Below are 17,501 nucleotides of genomic sequence, written 5' to 3' on the forward strand. Positions count from 1 at the left end.
CAGGTCGGTGACCAGGGTCAGCGAGGTGTAGCAGAGCTCCAGCTCGCGGGCGAGCACCGCCTCCGGGTGGCCGGTCATGCCCACCACCGACCAGCCCTGCGCCGCGTGCCAGCGCGATTCGGCGCGGGTGGAGAAGCGCGGCCCCTCGATGACGCAGAGCGTGCCGCCGTCCACCGGCTCCCAGCCGCGCCCCCGGGCGGCGGCCAGCGCCACCTGGCGCCCGGTGGGGCAGTACGGGTCGGCGAACGTCAGATGGACGACGTTCGGCACCTGGCCGTCCGCCCGCTGCACGCCGTCGTAGTAGGTCTGCGCCCGGCTCCTGGTGCGGTCCACCAGCTGGTCGGGCACCAGCAGCGTGCCCGGCCCGTACTCGGGGCGCAGCCCGCCGACCGCGCACGGGCCGAGCACCTGGCGCACACCCAGCGAGCGCAGCGCCCACAGGTTCGCCCGGTAGTTGATCCGGTGCGGGGGCAGCCCGTGCTTGCGGCCGTGCCGCGGGAGGAACGCCACCCGCCGCCCGGCGATCTCGCCGAGGAAGAGGGAGTCGCTGGGGTCCCCGTACGGCGTCTCCACCGTGACCTCGGTCACATCGTCCAGGAAGGAGTAGAACCCGGACCCGCCGATGACGCCGATCTCCGCGACGGCGCGGCTCATGCGGCAGACGTGCCGGCGGAGGAGGACGAGGACGACGAGGAGCCGGACGAGGCGGACGCGGTGGCGGTGGCCGTGGAGCCGCCGCCCGAGCTGTCCGAACCGCCGCTCTTCTTCTCGCCCGCGCCGCTCTTGGCGTCCTTGCCGTCGCCGCCGCCCGCCTTCTGCGCCGAGGACGCGGCCGGGCTGCTGCTGGAGGAGCTGTTACGGCTGTCGTTGCGGTAGAAGCCGGAGCCCTTGAAGACGATGCCGACCGCCGAGAACACCTTCTTCAGCCGCCCCTGGCAGCTGGGGCACTCGGTGAGCGCGTCGTCGGTGAACTTCTGCACCACTTCGAGGCCCTCTTGGCACGCGGTGCACTGATACTGATACGTCGGCACGTGATCCTCCTGGCACTCTTCTCCACCGAGTGCTAACGACGGTCCATCGTGCAACATTCCGGGTACGGAAGTCCACTGCCGACGCCCGGCTCCCCGCCGCACCGGCCCCCCGTCGCCTCCCGCCACCCCACGGCGCACGTCCCGGGCGCCGGGCGCGCCTGCCCGGTTCGCGCCGGTTTCGGCGGGCTGCGCCGTGCGCGAGGGCCCCGGCTGACTCCCCGTAGGCTCACCCCAGTGGCCGTATGTCTATGGTTGCTTCCATCCGCTTACCTGGCCTGTGAAGGACACAGATGCCCGCCAAGAAGCCCTCGCGACGCCTCCGCGTGTTCGTGATCGCTGTCGTACTGGTCGTCCTCTCCGGATTGGGGTACGGCGCTTTCTGGACCGTGAGCACCGTGCGGGCGTCCTACCCGCAGGTGTCGGGAGAGATAGAAATGGACGGGCTCTCCGGCCCCGTCACGGTCCAGCGGGACGGGAACGGCATCCCGCGCCTGTACGCCGACTCCGCCCTGGACCTGTTCCGCGCCCAGGGCTATGTCCACGCCCAGGACCGGTTCTGGGAGATGGATGTCCGGCGGCACATGACCTCCGGCCGGCTCTCGGAGATGTTCGGCGACGGGCAGGTGGAGACCGACGCGTTCCTGCGCACCCTGGGCTGGCGGCAGGTCGCGCAGCAGGAGTACGACGAGCAGCTCGCGCCGGAGACCAAGGAGTACCTGGACGCGTACGCGGAGGGCGTCAACGCCTACCTGGGCACGCGCAGCGGCGAGGAGCTGTCCGTGGAGTACGCGGCGCTCGGCTTCCTCAACGACTACGCGCCCGAGCCGTGGGACCCGGTGGACTCGGTGGCCTGGCTGAAGGCCATGGCGTGGGACCTGCGCGGCAACATGGAGGACGAGATCGACCGGTCGCTGCTGGCGGCCCGGCTCAGCCCCGAGCAGATCGAGGAGCTGTACCCCGGCTACCCGTACGACCGCAACAACCCGATCGTCCAGGAGGTCGGTGACTTCGCCGGCGGCCCGGCGGACACGGCGGGCGGCGAAGGCCAGGGCGACGGCCAGGAGGACGGTACGTCCGCCGGTGACGCGGCCGACGGCGTGACCACGCAGCTGGGCGCGCTGGCGGCGACGCTGGACAAGATCCCGGCGCTGCTGGGCCCGGCGGGCAGCGGCATCGGCTCGAACTCGTGGGTGGTCTCCGGCGAGTACACGACGACCGGGATGCCGCTGCTGGCCAACGACCCGCACCTGGGCCCCTCGCTGCCGTCGGTCTGGTACCAGATGGGCCTGTACTGCACGGAGGTGACCGAGGAGTGCCCGTTCGAGGTGTCCGGGTTCACCTTCTCGGGGATGCCCGGTGTGGTGATCGGGCACAACGAGGACATCGCCTGGGGCTTCACCAACCTCGGCGCGGACGTGACCGACCTGCGGCTGGAGAAGCTCGACAACGGCAACTATCTGCGCGACGGCGAGCAGAAGCCGTACGAGACGCGCACCGAGACCATCCGGGTCGCCGGCGGTGAGGACCGCGAGATCACGGTGCGGTCCACCGAGAACGGCCCGATCGTCTCCGACCGGCACGACGACTTCGCCGAGACCGGGCGGACCGCGCCGGTGGAGTCCGGGGCGCCGGACCGGGGCAACGGCTACGCCGTCTCGCTGACCTGGACCGCGCTGGAGCCGTCCAACACCATGGACGCGGTGTTCGCGCTGAACACGGCCGCCGACTTCGACGACTTCCGCTCCGCCGCCGCCGACTTCGCGGTCCCCGCGCAGAACATGATCTACGCGGACACCGCCGGCAACATCGGCTACCAGGCCCCCGGCCGGATACCGGTGCGCGGCGCGGGCGACGGCCGCTACCCGGCGCCGGGCTGGGACTCGTCCTACGACTGGACCGGCTACGTGCCGACCGAGGAACTGCCCTGGGAGCTGAACCCGGAGCGCGGCTACATCGTCACCGCCAACCAGGCCGTCATCGATCCGGCCGACTACGACCACTTCCTGACCGACGACTGGAGCTACGGCACGCGCAGCGCCCGCATCGAGGAGCTGCTGGTCTCGAAGATCGAGGACGGCGGCAAGATCTCGATGGGCGACATGCAGTCCATCCAGCTGGACAACAGCAACGAGATGGCGCGCGTCCTGGTGCCGTACCTGCTGGACATCGAGATCTCCGACCCGTACATCCAGGAGGCGCAGGAGCTGCTGGAGGGCTGGGACTTCAGCCAGGACTCGGATTCGGCCGCGGCGGCGTACTACAACGCGGTGTGGGCCAACATGCTCCAGCTCGCCTTCGGCCACAAGCTGCCCAAGGAACTGCGGGTGGAGGGCCAGTGCCTGCGGGTGCGGCCGGCGGACGACTCGGCGCCGCTGGAGGACGCCAACGGGCAGGCGCTGTTCGACACCGAGTGCGGGGAGCGGTCCCCGGACGCGGCGTGGCCGGACGGCGGCGACCGCTGGTTCGAGGTGGTGCGCGAGCTGATCGAGCAGCCGGACAGCGACTGGTGGACGACGCCGGCGACCCGCACCGAGCCGGCCGCCACCGACCGCGACGAGCTGCTGGCCCGCGCCATGCGCGACGCCCGCTGGGAGCTGACGGCGAAGCTGGGCAAGGACATCGGCACCTGGAGCTGGGGCCGGCTGCACCAGCTGACGCTCACCAACCAGACGCTCGGCGAGGAGGGCCCGGGACCGCTGCGCTGGATGCTGAACCGCGGCCCGTGGAACCTGGCGGGCGGCGCGGACGCGGTCAACGCCACCGCCTGGAACGCGGCGGGCGGCTACGAGACGACGTGGGTGCCGTCCATGCGGATGATCGTTTCGCTGGCGGACTTCGACGAGTCGCTGTGGATCAACCTGTCGGGCGCTTCGGGGCACGCGTACCACGAGCACTACACCGATCAGACCGGGATGTGGGCGCGCGGCGAGTTCCTGCCGTGGCCGTCCTCGGCGGAGGCGGTCGCCGAGGGCACCCGCGACACGCTGACGCTGACGCCGGGAGGCGCCGTCCCCGACCAGGAGTGACCACCGGAGCGGAGCGGGGCGGGACGGGTTGCGGTACGGGCCCGTCCCGCCCCGCCGTCGTACGCGGCGGCAGGCCGCCGCTGGCGGCCCTCAGCCGGGGAAGCGGTGCACGCCCTCCGGGGTGACCGCCACCCGCACCGGCCGGTCGTGCGGCTCCACCGGCAGCTCGCCGACCACCTCGTGCCCGTACAGCAGCACCACCGGCACCGGATCGGCCCCGGCCGCCGCCAGCCGCGCCAGCACGCGGTCGTAAGAGCCGCCGCCGCGCCCCATCCGCACCCCGCGCGCGTCCACGGCCAGACCCGGCAGCAGTACCACGTCCGCCGCCAGCACCGCCTCGCGGCCCAGCCGCTCCCCGGCGGGCTCGCGCAGCCGCATCCGGCCGGCCCGCTCGGTCTCCACCAGCGCCCCGGGGCCCTCGTACGTGCCCCAGTCCAGGTCGTCGTCCTCCCGCAGCACCGGCAGCAGCACCCGTACCCCGCGCTCGCGCAGCGCGTCGATCAGGGCGAGCGTGCCGGGTTCGTGGCCGACCGACACGTACGCGGCGACCGTGCGCGCCGCCGCCAGCTCCGGCAGGCCCATCGCCCGGGCGGCCAGCGCGGCGGCGGCCTCGGTGACCTCGTCGTCGCTCAGCGCGGCGCGTACCGCGAGCAGATCGCGGCGCACCGCCCGTTTTCCGTCGTGCGCGGTCCCTGCGACATGATCCATTTCGTCATCCTCGCGTAAAGGGTCCAAGCACACTAGCTGGATAAAGTGACGGGCATGACATCACCTCGCCCCCGGATCAGCAAGGCTGTCATCGCCGCCGCCGGGCTCGGTACACGCTTCCTCCCCGCCACCAAGGCCACCCCGAAGGAAATGCTGCCGGTGGTCGACCAGCCGGCCATCCAGTACGTGGTCGAGGAGGCCACCAGCGCCGGCCTCACCGATGTGCTGATGATCACCGGGCGCAACAAGCGTCCCCTGGAGGACCACTTCGACCGCAACTACGAGCTGGAGGACGCGCTGCGCCGCAAGGGGGACCTGGACCGGCTCTCCCGGGTCCAGGAGTCCACCGCGCTGGCCACCATGCACTACGTGCGCCAGGGCGACCCCAAGGGGCTCGGACACGCCGTGCTGTGCGCCGCCCCGCACGTCGGCGACCAGGCGTTCGCGGTCCTGCTGGGCGACGACCTCATCGACCCGCGCGACCCGCTGCTGACCCGGATGACCGCCGTCCAGGAGGAGCGCGGCGGCTCCGTCATCGCGCTGATGGAGGTGGACCCGTCCCAGATCCACCTGTACGGCTGCGCGGCGGTCGAGGCCACCGGCCAGGACGGAGTGCACCGGGTCACCGGCCTGGTGGAGAAGCCGGACCCGGCCGACGCGCCCAGCAACCTCGCCGTCATCGGCCGCTACGTCCTGGACCCCGGCGTCTTCGAGGTGCTGCGCAAGACCCCGCCGGGGCGTGGCGGCGAGATCCAGCTGACCGACGCGCTGGAGACGATGGCCACCTCGCAGGTGAGCGGCGGCCCGGTGTACGGGGTGGTGTTCAAGGGCCGCCGCTACGACACGGGCGACCGCGCCGACTATCTGCGCACCATCGTCCGGCTGGCGTGCGAACGTGAGGACCTCGGGCCCGAGTTCCGGGCCTGGCTGAAGACCTATGTCAACGAGGAGATGCGGGCACTTGAGTGACCTGTGGTCGGTCGATGACCACCTTGCCGACATCCTGCGGGCGCTGCGCCCGCTCGACCCGATCGCCCTGCCGCTGCTGGACGCCGACGGCTGCGTCCTGACCGAGGACGTGACCGTCCCGGCCGCGCTGCCGCCGTTCGACAACAGCTCGATGGACGGGTACGCGGTGCGCGCCGCCGACGTGGCCGCGGCGACGGCGGAGCGGCCGGTGCGGCTGGCGGTGGTGGGGGAGAGCGCGGCGGGCGGCGTGGACGAACTGCCGCCGCTGCGGCCCGGGCAGGCGCTGCGCATCATGACCGGCGCGCCGCTGCCGGCCGGCGCCGACGCGGTGGTCCCGGTGGAGTGGACGGACGGCGGCCTCGGCGGCGGCCCGGTCACCTCGATGCGGACCGCCGACCTCCGGGAGGGCGCGGGGGTGCGGGTGCACCGGCCCGCCGCGCGCGGGGCGCACATCCGCCTGCGCGGCTCGGACGCCGCCGCCGGGACGCTGGCGCTGGCGGCCGGCACCGTGCTGGGGCCGCCGCAGCTGGGGCTGCTCGCCGCGCTCGGCCGGGCGCGGGTGGAGGTACGGCCGCGCCCGCGCGTGGTGGTGCTCTCCACCGGCAGCGAACTCGTGCCGCCCGGCAGCCCGCTGGGGCCCGGGCAGATCCACGACTCCAACGGGTTCACGCTCACCGCCGCCGCCCGCGCCGCCGGGGCCGTGGCGTACCGGGCGGCCACCGTCGCGGACGAGCCGGAGCGGCTGCGCGCCGCGCTGGAGGACCAGCTCTCCCGTGCCGATCTGGTGATCACCAGCGGCGGGGTGAGCGTCGGCGCGTACGACGTGGTGAAGGAGGCGCTGCGCGGCAGCGTGGAGTTCCGGCGGCTGGCGATGCAGCCGGGCAAGCCGCAGGGGTTCGGTCTGGTGGGCCGGCAGCGGGTGCCGCTGCTGGCGCTGCCGGGGAATCCGGTCAGCTCCTACGTCTCCTTCGAACTGTTCGTGCGGCCCGCGCTGCGGGCTCTGGCCGGGCATCCGCAGGTGGCGCGGCCCCGGGTGCGGGCCCGCCTGGAGTGCGACGCGCCGCTGACCTCCCCGGCGGGCCGCCGGCAGTATCTGCGCGGCGCGTACACGCCGCCCGCGCCGGGCGAACGGCTCGGCACGGTACGGCCGGTGGGCGGGGCGAGTTCGCATCTGCTGGCCGCGCTCGCCCGCGCGGACGCGCTGATCGAGATCCCGGAGGCGGCGACGACGGCCGAGGCGGGCGCCGAGCTGACGGTGGTGCCGCTGGGCGGTGGGGCGCAGGAGTACGGTAGCTCCTCATGAGCAGCCCTCATCTGACCCATCTGGACGCCTCGGGCGCGGCCCGGATGGTGGACGTCTCGGCCAAGGACATCACCGCACGCACGGCACGGGCCGTGGGGCGGGTGCGCGTCGCACCCGCCGTGGTGGAGCTGCTGCGCGGCGCCGGGGTGCCGAAGGGCGACGCGCTGGCCGTCGCCCGGATCGCGGGCATCATGGGCGCCAAGCGCACCCCCGAGCTGATCCCGCTGTGCCACCCGCTGGCCCTGTCGGGGGTGGCGGTGGAGCTGACGGTGGCCGACGACGCGGTGGAGATCGCGGCGACGGTGCGCACCACGGACCGTACCGGGGTGGAGATGGAGGCGCTGACGGCGGTGTCGGTGGCGGCGCTGACCGTGGTGGACATGGTGAAGGCCGTGGACCCGGGCGCCGTGATCGACGGAGTGCGGGTGGAGGAGAAGACGGGCGGCAAGTCCGGGCGCTGGAGCCGCGCCGAATGAGCACGCAGGGGCGTCCGTACCGGGCGCTGGCGATCACGGCCTCCAACCGGGCCTCGGCCGGGGTGTACCCCGACCGGGGCGGGCCGCTGCTGGTGGCCGCGCTGCGCGCGTGGGGGTTCGCGGCGGAGGGGCCCGAGGTGGTGCCGGACGGCGACCCGGTGGCGACGGCGCTGCGGGCGGCTGTGGCGGCGGAGTACGACCTGGTGCTGACCACGGGCGGCACCGGGCTGACGCCGGGGGACCGTACCCCGGAGGCCACCCGGTCGGTGATCGACTACGAGGTGCCGGGCATCGCGGAGGCGATCCGGGCGGCGGGGCTGGCGAAGGTGCCCACGGCGGCGCTCTCGCGCGGGCTGGCCGGGGTGGCGGGGCGGACCCTGATCGTGAACCTGCCGGGTTCGACGGGCGGGGTGCGCGACGGTCTCGCGGTACTGGAGCCGCTGGCGCGGCACGCCGTGGACCAGCTGCACGGCGGCGATCACCGGCCGTGAGCGTTTCCTGGCCCGTGGAACTGCGGGACGGCGCGGTGGCGCTGCGTCCCATCCGCCAGCGCGACCAGCGGGCGTGGCGCGAGGTCAACCAGCGCAACCGGGACTGGCTGCGGCCGTGGGAGGCGACCATCCCGCCCCCGCCGCCCGGCCATCTGCCGGGCCACCGGCCGACGTACCGGCAGATGGTCCGGCATCTGCGCGCGGAGGCCCAGGCGGGGCGCATGCTGCCGTTCGTGGTGACGTACGAGGGGCGGCTGGCCGGGCAGCTGACGGTGGCGGGCATCACCTGGGGGTCGATGTGCTCGGCGCACATCGGCTACTGGATCGACCAGGACGTGGCGGGGCGCGGGGTGATGCCGGCGGCGGTGGCGCTGGCGACGGACCACTGTTTCCGCTCGGTGGGTCTCCATCGGGTGGAAATCTGCATCCGGCCGGAGAACGGTCCTTCGCGGCGGGTGGTGGAGAAGCTGGGGTTCCGGTCGGAGGGGCTGCGCCCGAAGTATCTGCACATCGACGGAGCGTGGCGGGATCATCTGATTTACGCGCTGACGGCGGAGGAGGTGCCGGAGGGGCTGGTCGAGCGCTGGCACCGCCGGACGGCGCAGCACGAGAACAACAAATAGAACGCGTATTCGGATAACCCTTAACTGATCCATAAAATCCGAAGAAATGCCCGGTATGAGCCTCAGATCGTGCGACACACCGCGCTATTTGGCAGATGGACTCATGCAAACCCCTCTACCGTGTGAGCGTGAGCAGCAGTGGCCTCATCTTCGCAATGATCGTCGGGGCCTGGGCCGCGTACCTCGTGCCCATGTGGCTCCGCAGACAGGACGAGCTGAACGAGGCCCGTCCCACGGAACGCTTCAGCACCGCGATCCGGCTGCTGTCCGGCCGCGCGGCACAGGAGCGCCGCGCCGCCCGGCGTGCTGCGGAGGGGGACGCGAGCGGGGCCCGGGACGCCGACGTGCGCGCGTACGCCGAGCCGGTGACCACGGTCGCCGAGCCCCCGGCCGAGCCGGCGGCACCCGAACCGGAGGCCGAACCCGAGCCGGAACCGGTCACGGCCGCCCGCGCGAAGGTCCTGGCGCGCCGGCGGCGCACCACCATGGTGCTGTTCGTGACCTTCGCCGGCAGCGGCATCTTCGCGCTCAGCGCCGGCGGCGGCTCCCTGTGGATCCCGGCGGTGCCGGGCCTGCTGCTGAGCGTGTACATCATCAACGTCCGGGCCCGGGAGCGCCGCCGGTACGCGGTCGCCATGGACCGCCGCCGCGCCGAGGACGCCGCGCGACGCCTGCGCGACCGCACCCACGCGAACGCGGCGGCCCGCCCGGAACAGCCCTCGCGGGCCGTGGTCGAGCAGACCGACCACGCCGAGTGGGTCGACCAGCAGCGCCGCCGCGGCCCGGCCGCCGAGGACGAGCCGGCCGGCTGGGAACCCGCCCCGGTACCGCTGCCCACGTACGTGAGCGCCCCGGTGGCCCCCCGCACCACACGCGGCGTGGACCTGGACGCCCCGGGCACCTGGAGCGCGGCCCGCTCCACCCCGGCCCAGCAGCCCCCGCCGCCCGCCCAGCAGCCCCCGCAGGCCGCCCCGGGCCAGCCGGGGCCGCAGCGCACGCCGCTCTTCGACCAGTTCGAGGAGGAGGACCACCGCCGGGCGGCCGGCGAGTGACACCGGATTTCGGTCCGCCCCGGATCGGGTGCTATCGTTTTCCTCGTTGCAAGGGCCTGTAGCGCAGCCTGGTAGCGCATCTCGTTCGCAACGAGGGGGTCAGGGGTTCAAATCCCCTCAGGTCCACAACAAGGGCCGTTCCCAAGACCAGGTGGAACGGACAGGCGAAAGCCCGCGTCGATTCGATCGACGGGGGCTTTCGCGTTCCCCGCGGCAAGGGATCCGGCGGGAAGAGCCACGCCCCGGCCGGGAACTCCCGTGTACCACCGGGCGTCAGTGGGCGGGGAGTTGGTAGGCGAGGACAGCCACCCTGGCTTCCGGACTCCCCACACTGATCCCGGAGCCGCCTTGCACAGTGACCTCATCGGAGCCGCGCGCCCCGGGCTCGCGCCACGTGCCGGCAGGCAAGGGCGAAAAGCGATCTTCCGTGCACACCGCGATTGCGCCAGGATGTCGCCATGGGGGTATCAACCGTGCGTGCAGCGTTCCGTCTGACGTTCACCGACTATCACCAGGACCCAGAGGACAGCGATGTCCTCCGACGAGCAGTCACGGTCCAAGCCGACCGGATCACGTTCGATGACGGGCGTCTGAACCTCTGGCTCGGAGGTACGCACGTCGGAGAGTACCCGCTGGACATCATCGAGTCAGTGTCTCCTCAAGGCGAGTCCGGGAGCAGGCGCGAACCGCTGGAAGAACTGCGTGCCCGCTATCCGCGGATGGGTCACCCCTGGTCATCGGATGACGACGCTCGTCTCCTTGCGCTGTATCAGAAAGGGGAGCGTGACTTCGGCACCCTCGGGAGGCACTTCGGCCGGAAGCCCAGTGCTATCCGATCACGACTGGCCAAGCTCGGCCTGGAAAGCCTCACCTGACAGTGCTCCCGTCCGGCACGACTGCACCGACGGATTCCTCGCCGCCTTCTGCCGTCGGCCCGAGGCCTACCTTGACCCGGCAGTGCGGGCCGGCCTCCCGACGACCTGGCCTTCGGCAGGTGCGCCAGCGCCGCCTGCTCGACCGTGACGCGCTCGACGCCGGTTACCGGCTGCTCGTAGCAGACCTCTGAATCAGCGACTCCCGTGCCGGCACATTCGAGCCGCGAAGGCGGTCTCGGTTCAGGGGCGGGTGGCGGGGGAGGTGAGTGGAGGTGTCGGGAATTCTTCTGTCGTCTCGGGGGCCGGGGTTTCTCTCGGAGGGCGGTGGAGGGAGCCGCCCAGGGGGAGGCAGAGGAGGAAGAGGCCGCCCCACATGGTCAGGGCGAAGCTCCACAGGCCCATCATCGTGGCGATGCAGAGATGGAAGGACAGGCCGGCGATCAGGAGGTGCCAGCGGTAGCGCTGGGGGATGAGGAGGGTTGCCGCGAGGGAGATTTCGATGAGGAGGGGGCCCAGGTGAGCAGTGCCGTTCCCCAGGGGTGGGACACCAGGGGTTCGGTGACCGGGCGCATCCAGTGCGGGGCGCCGAAGGAAAGGCCCGCGCGGGACGAGACAGAAGGCACCGGCCGAGCCGAGGCCCTCGCAGCGAGGGTATTCGCCCAGGGTGGCGACCGGGCGGAAAAGGGTGGCCGTGCTGCTGAACAGCAGGGTGCCTGCGGTGCGAGGGCGATCAGGGTGCGGGCGATGCCGTAGGCGTTGGTCCAGGGCACGGGGACGCGGGTCAGCATATGACGTCCGGGGAGACGAGGCTGTCGGGGGTGTGGGTGTCCGGCAACAGGTCGCCGCTGCGGAGGTCCTGGGAGAAGGCCGCGAAGAGTCCGGGATTTCCGGCGGCGATGGCGCGTCGGTGATCTCGGCGACGGTTTCCAGCGTCTCGGGGGTGCTTTTGTCGGCGAGTTCACCGTCGGGGTCGCTGAAGGCGAGGGTGTCGGTGAGGTATTCACCGACCTGGCCCTGGGCGAAGTGGATTCCGGTGAAGAGTGCCAGGCCGTCGTCCGCGCTGTTCTCGCTGACGATGCCGATGGTGGGACGGTCGTCGGCGGTCGACGCATTGGCCATGTTCGCGGCCCCGGCGGCGGTGAGTCAGCCATCTTTTTTGGAAAGGGGGATGGATTCTGTGCGGGGCCTTTTCTAAGTGGTCTGGATCGGTGGAATCCTTGGTATTCCCATGGCCTGGGGATTCAATTCATTGCCTGTTCAGGCAAGAGAAAAATGGCCCGTATCGGGGTGATCCCCGCCCGGAGCGGAAGGGTTGTTTCCGCCCGCCGGTCAGGGCGGGGACTGGGTGAGCAGGAACCAGGTTCCGTACGCGCCCGAGCCGAGGGCCGCGGCCGTCAGGGTGGCGGCGGTGGCGCGGCGGGGGAGGCGGAGCAGCAGGCCGGCCAGCGGCAGGAGCAGCGGGAAGGCCGGCATCAGCAGGCGGGGGCGGGAGGCGAAGTAGCCCTCGCTGACCAGGGCGCTCGCGGCGATCAGCAGCGTGTAGACCAGGAGGGGCAGGGGCAGGCGCTGCCGGACGCACTGGATCAGCAGGGCGGTTCCGCAGGCCAGGACCGCGAGGATCAGCAGTCCGTGGCCCGGGTCGGTGCGCAGCCGGGTCAGCACGAAGCGGGTGAAGCCGATGCCGCCGTCGAAGCCGTTGCCCCAGTCCTTCTGGACGTCGAAGTAGCCGGTGGGGCTGGAGAGCCGGACGCCGACGTAACTCACGTAGCCCAGCCAGCCGAGCGGGGCCAGGGCCATCGCGGTGAGGACGCGGGGGTCGGCGCGGCGCCGTCGCCACAGTTCCAGGGCGCCGCCCGCCAGGACGGCGGCCGCCACCGCGAGCCCGGAGGGGCGGGTGAGCCCGGCGGCGGCGGCGAGGGCGGCCGCCGTGTACCAGCGGCCGGTGAGGACGGCGTACAGCGCCCAGGCCGCCAGCGCGGTGAACAGGGTCTCGGTGTACGCCATCGACTGCACGAACGCGGGCGGCAGGGCGGCCCACAGGGCGGCCAGGACGACGCCCGCCGCGCGCCGCCCGGTCACCAGGAACGCGACGGCGTACAGGCCCCAGGCGGCGGCCAGGCCCGCCGTCCAGCTCACGGCCAGGCCCGCGTCGTGGACGGAGAGCGGGAGGACGGTGGCGAGGGCCCGTTCCAGGGCGGGGTAGAGCGGGAAGAACGCCAGGTCGTGTTCGGTGCGGCCGTCGAGGTACTCGGTGTGTCCGTAGCCGTTCTCGGCGATCCGCGCGTACCAGACGGAGTCCCAGCGTTCGGCGAGCAGGGTGTGGGCGCTGTCCTCCCCGGCGGCCGTCCACAGGGTCAGGATCAGCAGCCCGGTGGCGCGCACGGCGGTGTAGGCGAGCAGCGCAGGGGCGGCGGCGCGCAGGGCGGTACGGCACCGGGTGCGGCCCGGGCGCGCGGGTGCGGGGGCGGCGGTGCGCTGGGTCGTCACGGGCCGGTGCGCCGCAGCAGCAGCCGCCAGGGCAGCAGGGCGGCCTCCAACTGGACGGCGGCGGACATCTTGGAGGCGCCGTGCCGCCGCTCCTCGAAGCGGATGGGGACCTCGACGGCCGAGTAGCCGGCCCGCACCGCCGCGTGCTTCAGCTCGATCTGGAAGCTGTAGCCGGCGCTGCGGGTGTGTTCGAGGCGGAGCGAGGCCAGGGCGGCGGCGCGCCACAGCACGAAGCCGGCGGTGAGGTCGCGCAGGCCGGTGCGGAGCACGGCCCCGGCGTAGCGGTTGGCCCAGCGGGAGAGCAGCCGGCGGTGGGCGGGCCAGGCGCTGGTGAGCTGTCCGCCGGGGACGTAGCGGCTGCCGATCACCAGGTCGGCGCCGGTGGCACGGGCGCTGCCGAGCAGTTGCGGGATGTGCCGGGGCGGGTGGCTGCCGTCGGCGTCCATCTGGAGCACGTACCGTGCCCCGTGGGCGACGGCGGTGGCCATCCCGGCGGCGTACGCCCGCCCGAGACCCTCCTTGCCGGCCCGGTGCAGCACCTGGATCCGGCCGGGGTGGTCGCGGGCGAGGGCGTCGGCGAGGCGGCCGGTGCCGTCCGGGCTGGCGTCGTCGACGATCAGCAGCCGCAGGCCGGGCAGCGGCAGGCCGAGCAGTTCCGCGGCGATGCCCGGCAGTGCCTCGGCCTCGTTGTAGGTGGGCATCACGACGGTGAGGGAGACATCCCGGCCGTCCGCTGCTGCCATGTGCTCACACCCCTGGATCCGCGGGAGCTGACACTGGCCATGGTCGCGCCGGACAGGCGGGGACCGCCGCCGTGGTGCGGCATCCGGGTGAGGCGCGGTCAGGCGCGCGCGGCGAAGAAGGCGCGGATGTCGCCCGCCAGCACGCCGGGGGCTTCCTGGGAGAGGAAGTGGCCGCCCCGGTCGAGTTCGCGCCAGTGGACGATGTGGTGGTCGCGCTCGGCCCAGCGGCGGATGGTCACGTCGTGCGCCGAGACCAGGACACCGGTCGGTACGGTGCCCCGGGCCGGGGTGCCGGACCAGTCGGCGGCCGAGATCTCCTCGTAGTAGATCTGCGCGGCCGAGCCCGCGGTGCCGGTGAACCAGTACAGGGCCACGTTCGTCAGCATCCGGTCCCGGTCGATGGGGAGGTCGGAGAGTTCGGCGTACTTCTCGGCGATCCAGGCGAGCTGGCCCACCGGGGAGTCGTGCAGCGCGTACGCGACGGTCTGCGGGCGCTTGGAGTTGCACTGGAGGTAGCCGTCGTTGAAGTTCTGCATCCGCTCCCAGCGTTCCCGCTCCCGCTCGCCGAGCCCGTCGAACTCGCCGTCCTCGCCCGCCGGGAAGGCCAGCAGCGCGTTCAGGTGGATGCCCGTCACCCGCTCCGGTGCCCGCCGGCCGAGGGCCGGGGCGACCCAGGAACCGGTGTCGTACCCGTGGACGCCGAAGCGCCGGTAGCCCAGCCGGGTCATCAGCTCCAGCAGGACGTCCGCCATCCGCGCCGCGTTCATGCCGGGGCCGGCCAGCGGGGTGGAGAAGCCGAAGCCGGGGAGCGAGGGGATCACCAGGTGGAAGCCGGACAGCGGTTCGATGACGTCCAGGAAGTCCGTCCAGCTGCCCGGCCAGCCGTGCAGCAGGAGCAGGGGGGTGGCGTCCGGGTCGGCGGCGGGCAGGTGCGCGAAGTGCAGCGGCTGGCCGTCGACGGTGGTGCGGAACTGCGGGTGGCGGTTGAGTCCGGCCTCGCGGGCGCGCCAGTCGAAGCCGGTGCGCCAGTGCTCGGTCAGCTCCCGCAGATGGGCGAGCGGGACGCCCCGGTCCCAGCCGACGCCGGGGAGTTCGGCGGGCCAGCGGGTGCGGTCGAGGCGGGCGGCCAGATCGTCCAGATCGGCCTGCGGGACGGCGATGCGGAAGGGGGTGATCGTGCTCATGCCGCCGACGGTAGGCGGGCTTCCGGTCACTTTCCGTCCTGAAGAGTCCCGAGGGAAAGAAAGCGCTTCCTACCTGTTGACCCCGTGCCACGGCCTCCCTTTGACTGTGCCCGGCCAAACGACAAGGGAGTGGTGGTCATGAGAGTCGTCTCCGCGTGGATGAGAGCCGGGGCCGGAGGTCTCGCGGTCGCGTTGCTGGCCGCCGGGGCGGGCACGGCGACCGCCGCACCCGCACCGTCGGCGAGCAACGCACCGACGTGGGAGGCCATCACCTTCGGCCAGTCCACCGACCTCAACTTCGCCACCAACGTGCTGCCGGAGAAGATCGGCACCAACTACGCGGCCCCCGAACACCCCGGCACCATCGACGGGACCATCGTCATGGAGAGCCGCGGCGGCAAACTCGCCCCCGGCCACGACGGGCTGACCTTCTACCAGACCGCCCTGGACGCCGGGACCAGCAACTTCGTGCTCACCGCCGACATGACCGTCGAGCAGTTCGGGCCCGAGACCGGCGCGGCACCCAACTCGCAGGACAGCGCGGGCATCATGGTCCGCGACGTCAACGGCGCGCCCCGCCAGGACCCGATGGTCGACGGCTTCGAGGAAGTCCCCGCCGCCTCCAACATCTTCGGCGCCGGCATGATGCGCCAGGGCATCAGCTCCCTGGTCCGTACCGGCGTCACCGAACCGTGGGGCAACCCCGGCAGCGCCCTGAAGGCCACCCCCTTCACCACCGACTCCCGCTACACCCTGCCGATCGGCACCCCGGTCACCCTGCGGCTGGAGCGCACCGACACCGAGTTCGTCATGTCGGCGACCTTCACCCACGCCGGAGAACCCGCCACCTTCGAACAGCGGGTGGACGGCGCCGACTGGGTCCAGGAGATCGACCCGGACCACATGTACGTCGGCTTCTACGCCGCCCGCAACGCCAAGGTGTCCTTCGACAACGCCCGGCTGGAGCTGAGCGAGGCCGACACCCAGCCGCGGACCCCGGTGGAACCCGCGCCCGTCCAGCCCGCCCTCACCCTGCACTCCGCCGACCGGAGCAGCAGCGCCCAGTACACCCTGCGGGCCAGGACCAACACCGCCGGGACGCTCACCGTCACCGACGGCACCGGCAAGAAGGTCGCCCAGAAGCGGCTGGCCGCCGGTGACTACTTCTCGCACCCGGTCCGGCTGCGCGCCGACAGCACCGGCTTCACCTTCACCCTCCGGCCGGCCACCGGGGAGGAGGTGACCCGGACGCTGACCGTCACCCGCACCGCGTACGGCGAGCGCGGCGACGGCGCCGTCATCCACGCCGCGCCCACCGGCACCGCCACCGCGCCCGGCACCGCCGCCCGCCCGGTGGACCTGGAGACCGCGCTGCGCAACGTGGCCCCCGGCGGCCAGGTGCTGCTGCACGGCGGGACGTACGAGCCGGCCGGGACGCTCAACCTGACCGCCGGCTACAGCGGCCTGCCCCACAAGCCCAAGACGCTCAAGCCCTACCGCGGCCAGGACGTCGTCATCGACGGGCGCGGCGCGCTCCCCGTGGTGCTGCGGCTGGACGCCGACCACTGGCGGGTCGAGGGCTTCACCATCACCCGGGCGGCGAGCAACGCGCTGCGGATGAGCGGCAGCCACAACACCATCAGCGCCATGACGTTCAACTACAACGGGGACACCGGCTTCCAGATCACCGGCAGCGGGGACGACCCGGCGTACTGGCCCTCGCACAACCTGATCACTGGCTGCGAGTCGCACGACAACCGCGACGCGAGCGACATCAACGCCGACGGCTTCGCGGCCAAGCTCGGTGTCGGCGAGGGCAACGTCTTCCGCGGCAACATCGCCCACCACAACATCGACGACGGCTGGGACCTGTACAACCGCACCAACGAGGGCGCCAACCGGCCCATCACCCTGGAGAACAACGTCTCCTACGCCAACGGACGGCTCTCCGACGGGTACAACGAGGACGGCAACACCGGCAACGGCTTTAAGCTCGGCGGCGAGGGCCTGCCGGTGGACCACGTGGTGCGCGGCAACATCGCCTACGACAACAACATGGACGGCTTCTCGGACAACTTCAACCCGGGCCGCCTCACCCTGACCAACAACACCGCCTACGACAACAAGCGGTTCAACTACCTGATCCGCTTCAACCCGTACTTCTCCCCCGAGGAGCAGGGCGTCTACCGCAACAACCTGTCCTTCCGGACGCCGGAGGGCCGGGGCGGCGCCGAGCCGCCGGCCGACTTCATCTCCGGGGACGTGGACCGCACGAACGTGCTCTTCGACGGGGAACGCGCGGCCAACGCGGACGGGACGACGGTCGCCACGGCCGCCGACTTCCGCTCGCTGGCCCTGCCGACGGCCTATCCGCGCGGCCGGGACGGCACCCCGCAGCACGGCGACTTCCTGCGGCCGGTCACGCGCTCGGCGCTGAACAAGGCCGGTACCCACCGGTCGGTGGTCGGCGCGCTGGACGGCTCCAGGCGCTGGGCACGACGGCGGCGCCCCCGGGGACCCTTTTGACCCCGGG

16 protein-coding genes and 1 tRNA gene are annotated in these 17,501 nt (G+C 72.6%); 10 read left to right on the plus strand and 7 right to left on the minus strand.

Annotation, left to right across the window (positions count from 1 at the left end; translation table 11 throughout):
• The coding region (locus ACFV5N_RS12890) for an S-methyl-5'-thioadenosine phosphorylase (protein WP_385597987.1) at positions 1-654 on the minus strand (654 nt) is incomplete at its 3' end.
• Entirely contained in the window at positions 651-1,031 is a 381-nt protein-coding gene (locus ACFV5N_RS12895) for an FmdB family zinc ribbon protein (protein ID WP_385597989.1), read from the minus strand. The genes ACFV5N_RS12895 and ACFV5N_RS12890, both read right to left, overlap by 4 nt.
• 290 nt (positions 1,032-1,321) lie before the next feature.
• On the opposite strand from ACFV5N_RS12895, the gene ACFV5N_RS12900 reads away from it, so the two are divergent.
• Entirely contained in the window at positions 1,322-4,057 is a 2,736-nt protein-coding gene (locus ACFV5N_RS12900) for a penicillin acylase family protein (protein ID WP_385597991.1), read from the plus strand.
• A gap of 90 nt (positions 4,058-4,147) precedes the next feature.
• Here ACFV5N_RS12900 and ACFV5N_RS12905 read toward each other — a convergent pair whose 3' ends face one another.
• Positions 4,148-4,765 (minus strand): 5-formyltetrahydrofolate cyclo-ligase, encoded by a 618-nt coding sequence (locus ACFV5N_RS12905; RefSeq protein WP_385597994.1) that lies wholly within the window; start codon positions 4,763-4,765, stop codon positions 4,148-4,150.
• A gap of 54 nt (positions 4,766-4,819) precedes the next feature.
• Here ACFV5N_RS12905 and galU point away from each other — a divergent pair, with 54 nt between their 5' ends.
• The 8 genes from galU to ACFV5N_RS12945 all read left to right on the plus strand — a co-directional run bounded on the left by galU (position 4,820) and on the right by ACFV5N_RS12945 (position 10,554).
• A complete protein-coding gene (galU, locus tag ACFV5N_RS12910; protein WP_026047380.1) occupies positions 4,820-5,734 on the plus strand; it encodes a UTP--glucose-1-phosphate uridylyltransferase GalU in 915 nt (304 codons plus the stop codon).
• Positions 5,727-7,037, plus strand: coding sequence for a gephyrin-like molybdotransferase Glp (gene glp / locus ACFV5N_RS12915; protein WP_385597997.1), 1,311 nt, complete (start codon positions 5,727-5,729; stop codon positions 7,035-7,037). The genes galU and glp overlap by 8 nt, the downstream gene beginning before the upstream one ends.
• Complete coding sequence (gene moaC, locus ACFV5N_RS12920; protein ID WP_385598000.1) at positions 7,034-7,513, plus strand: cyclic pyranopterin monophosphate synthase MoaC; 480 nt, start codon at positions 7,034-7,036, stop codon at positions 7,511-7,513. The genes glp and moaC overlap by 4 nt, the downstream gene beginning before the upstream one ends.
• On the plus strand, positions 7,510-8,004 hold the full coding sequence (locus ACFV5N_RS12925) for a molybdenum cofactor biosynthesis protein B (RefSeq protein WP_385598003.1): 495 nt from the start codon (positions 7,510-7,512) through the stop codon (positions 8,002-8,004). Before moaC ends, ACFV5N_RS12925 begins: the two co-directional genes overlap by 4 nt.
• Entirely contained in the window at positions 8,001-8,627 is a 627-nt protein-coding gene (locus ACFV5N_RS12930; RefSeq protein ID WP_385598006.1) for a GNAT family N-acetyltransferase, read from the plus strand. Before ACFV5N_RS12925 ends, ACFV5N_RS12930 begins: the two co-directional genes overlap by 4 nt.
• Positions 8,628-8,722: 95 nt before the next feature.
• Positions 8,723-9,679 carry a hypothetical protein gene (locus ACFV5N_RS12935; protein ID WP_385598009.1) on the plus strand — a complete coding sequence of 319 codons (957 nt, stop codon included), beginning with the start codon at positions 8,723-8,725 and terminating at the stop codon, positions 9,677-9,679.
• A 52-nt stretch (positions 9,680-9,731) separates the two neighbouring features.
• Positions 9,732-9,805, plus strand: a tRNA-Ala gene (locus ACFV5N_RS12940).
• A gap of 332 nt (positions 9,806-10,137) precedes the next feature.
• Positions 10,138-10,554 (plus strand): hypothetical protein, encoded by a 417-nt coding sequence (locus ACFV5N_RS12945; protein ID WP_385598013.1) that lies wholly within the window; start codon positions 10,138-10,140, stop codon positions 10,552-10,554.
• A gap of 240 nt (positions 10,555-10,794) precedes the next feature.
• Here the strand turns inward: ACFV5N_RS12945 and ACFV5N_RS12950 are convergent, their stop codons facing one another.
• The 4 genes from ACFV5N_RS12950 to ACFV5N_RS12965 all read right to left on the minus strand — a co-directional run bounded on the left by ACFV5N_RS12950 (position 10,795) and on the right by ACFV5N_RS12965 (position 14,968).
• A complete protein-coding gene (locus ACFV5N_RS12950) occupies positions 10,795-11,673 on the minus strand; it encodes a hypothetical protein (protein WP_385598016.1) in 879 nt (292 codons plus the stop codon).
• Between the two features lie 210 nt (positions 11,674-11,883).
• Complete coding sequence (locus ACFV5N_RS12955) at positions 11,884-13,041, minus strand: mannosyltransferase family protein (RefSeq protein WP_385598019.1); 1,158 nt, start codon at positions 13,039-13,041, stop codon at positions 11,884-11,886.
• Positions 13,038-13,784, minus strand: coding sequence for a polyprenol monophosphomannose synthase (locus ACFV5N_RS12960; protein WP_385598021.1), 747 nt, complete (start codon positions 13,782-13,784; stop codon positions 13,038-13,040). Before ACFV5N_RS12960 ends, ACFV5N_RS12955 begins: the two co-directional genes overlap by 4 nt.
• A gap of 98 nt (positions 13,785-13,882) precedes the next feature.
• Positions 13,883-14,968: an epoxide hydrolase family protein gene (locus ACFV5N_RS12965; protein WP_385598023.1), complete on the minus strand. Its 1,086-nt coding sequence runs from the start codon at positions 14,966-14,968 to the stop codon at positions 13,883-13,885.
• Between the two features lie 138 nt (positions 14,969-15,106).
• Between ACFV5N_RS12965 and ACFV5N_RS12970 the strand changes: the two genes are divergently transcribed.
• On the plus strand, positions 15,107-17,494 hold the full coding sequence (locus ACFV5N_RS12970) for a right-handed parallel beta-helix repeat-containing protein (RefSeq protein ID WP_385598026.1): 2,388 nt from the start codon (positions 15,107-15,109) through the stop codon (positions 17,492-17,494).
• Positions 17,495-17,501 lie beyond the last annotated feature (7 nt).

This window comes from Streptomyces sp. NPDC059853 (assembly GCF_042731495.1).
GTDB lineage: Bacteria > Actinomycetota > Actinomycetes > Streptomycetales > Streptomycetaceae > Streptomyces.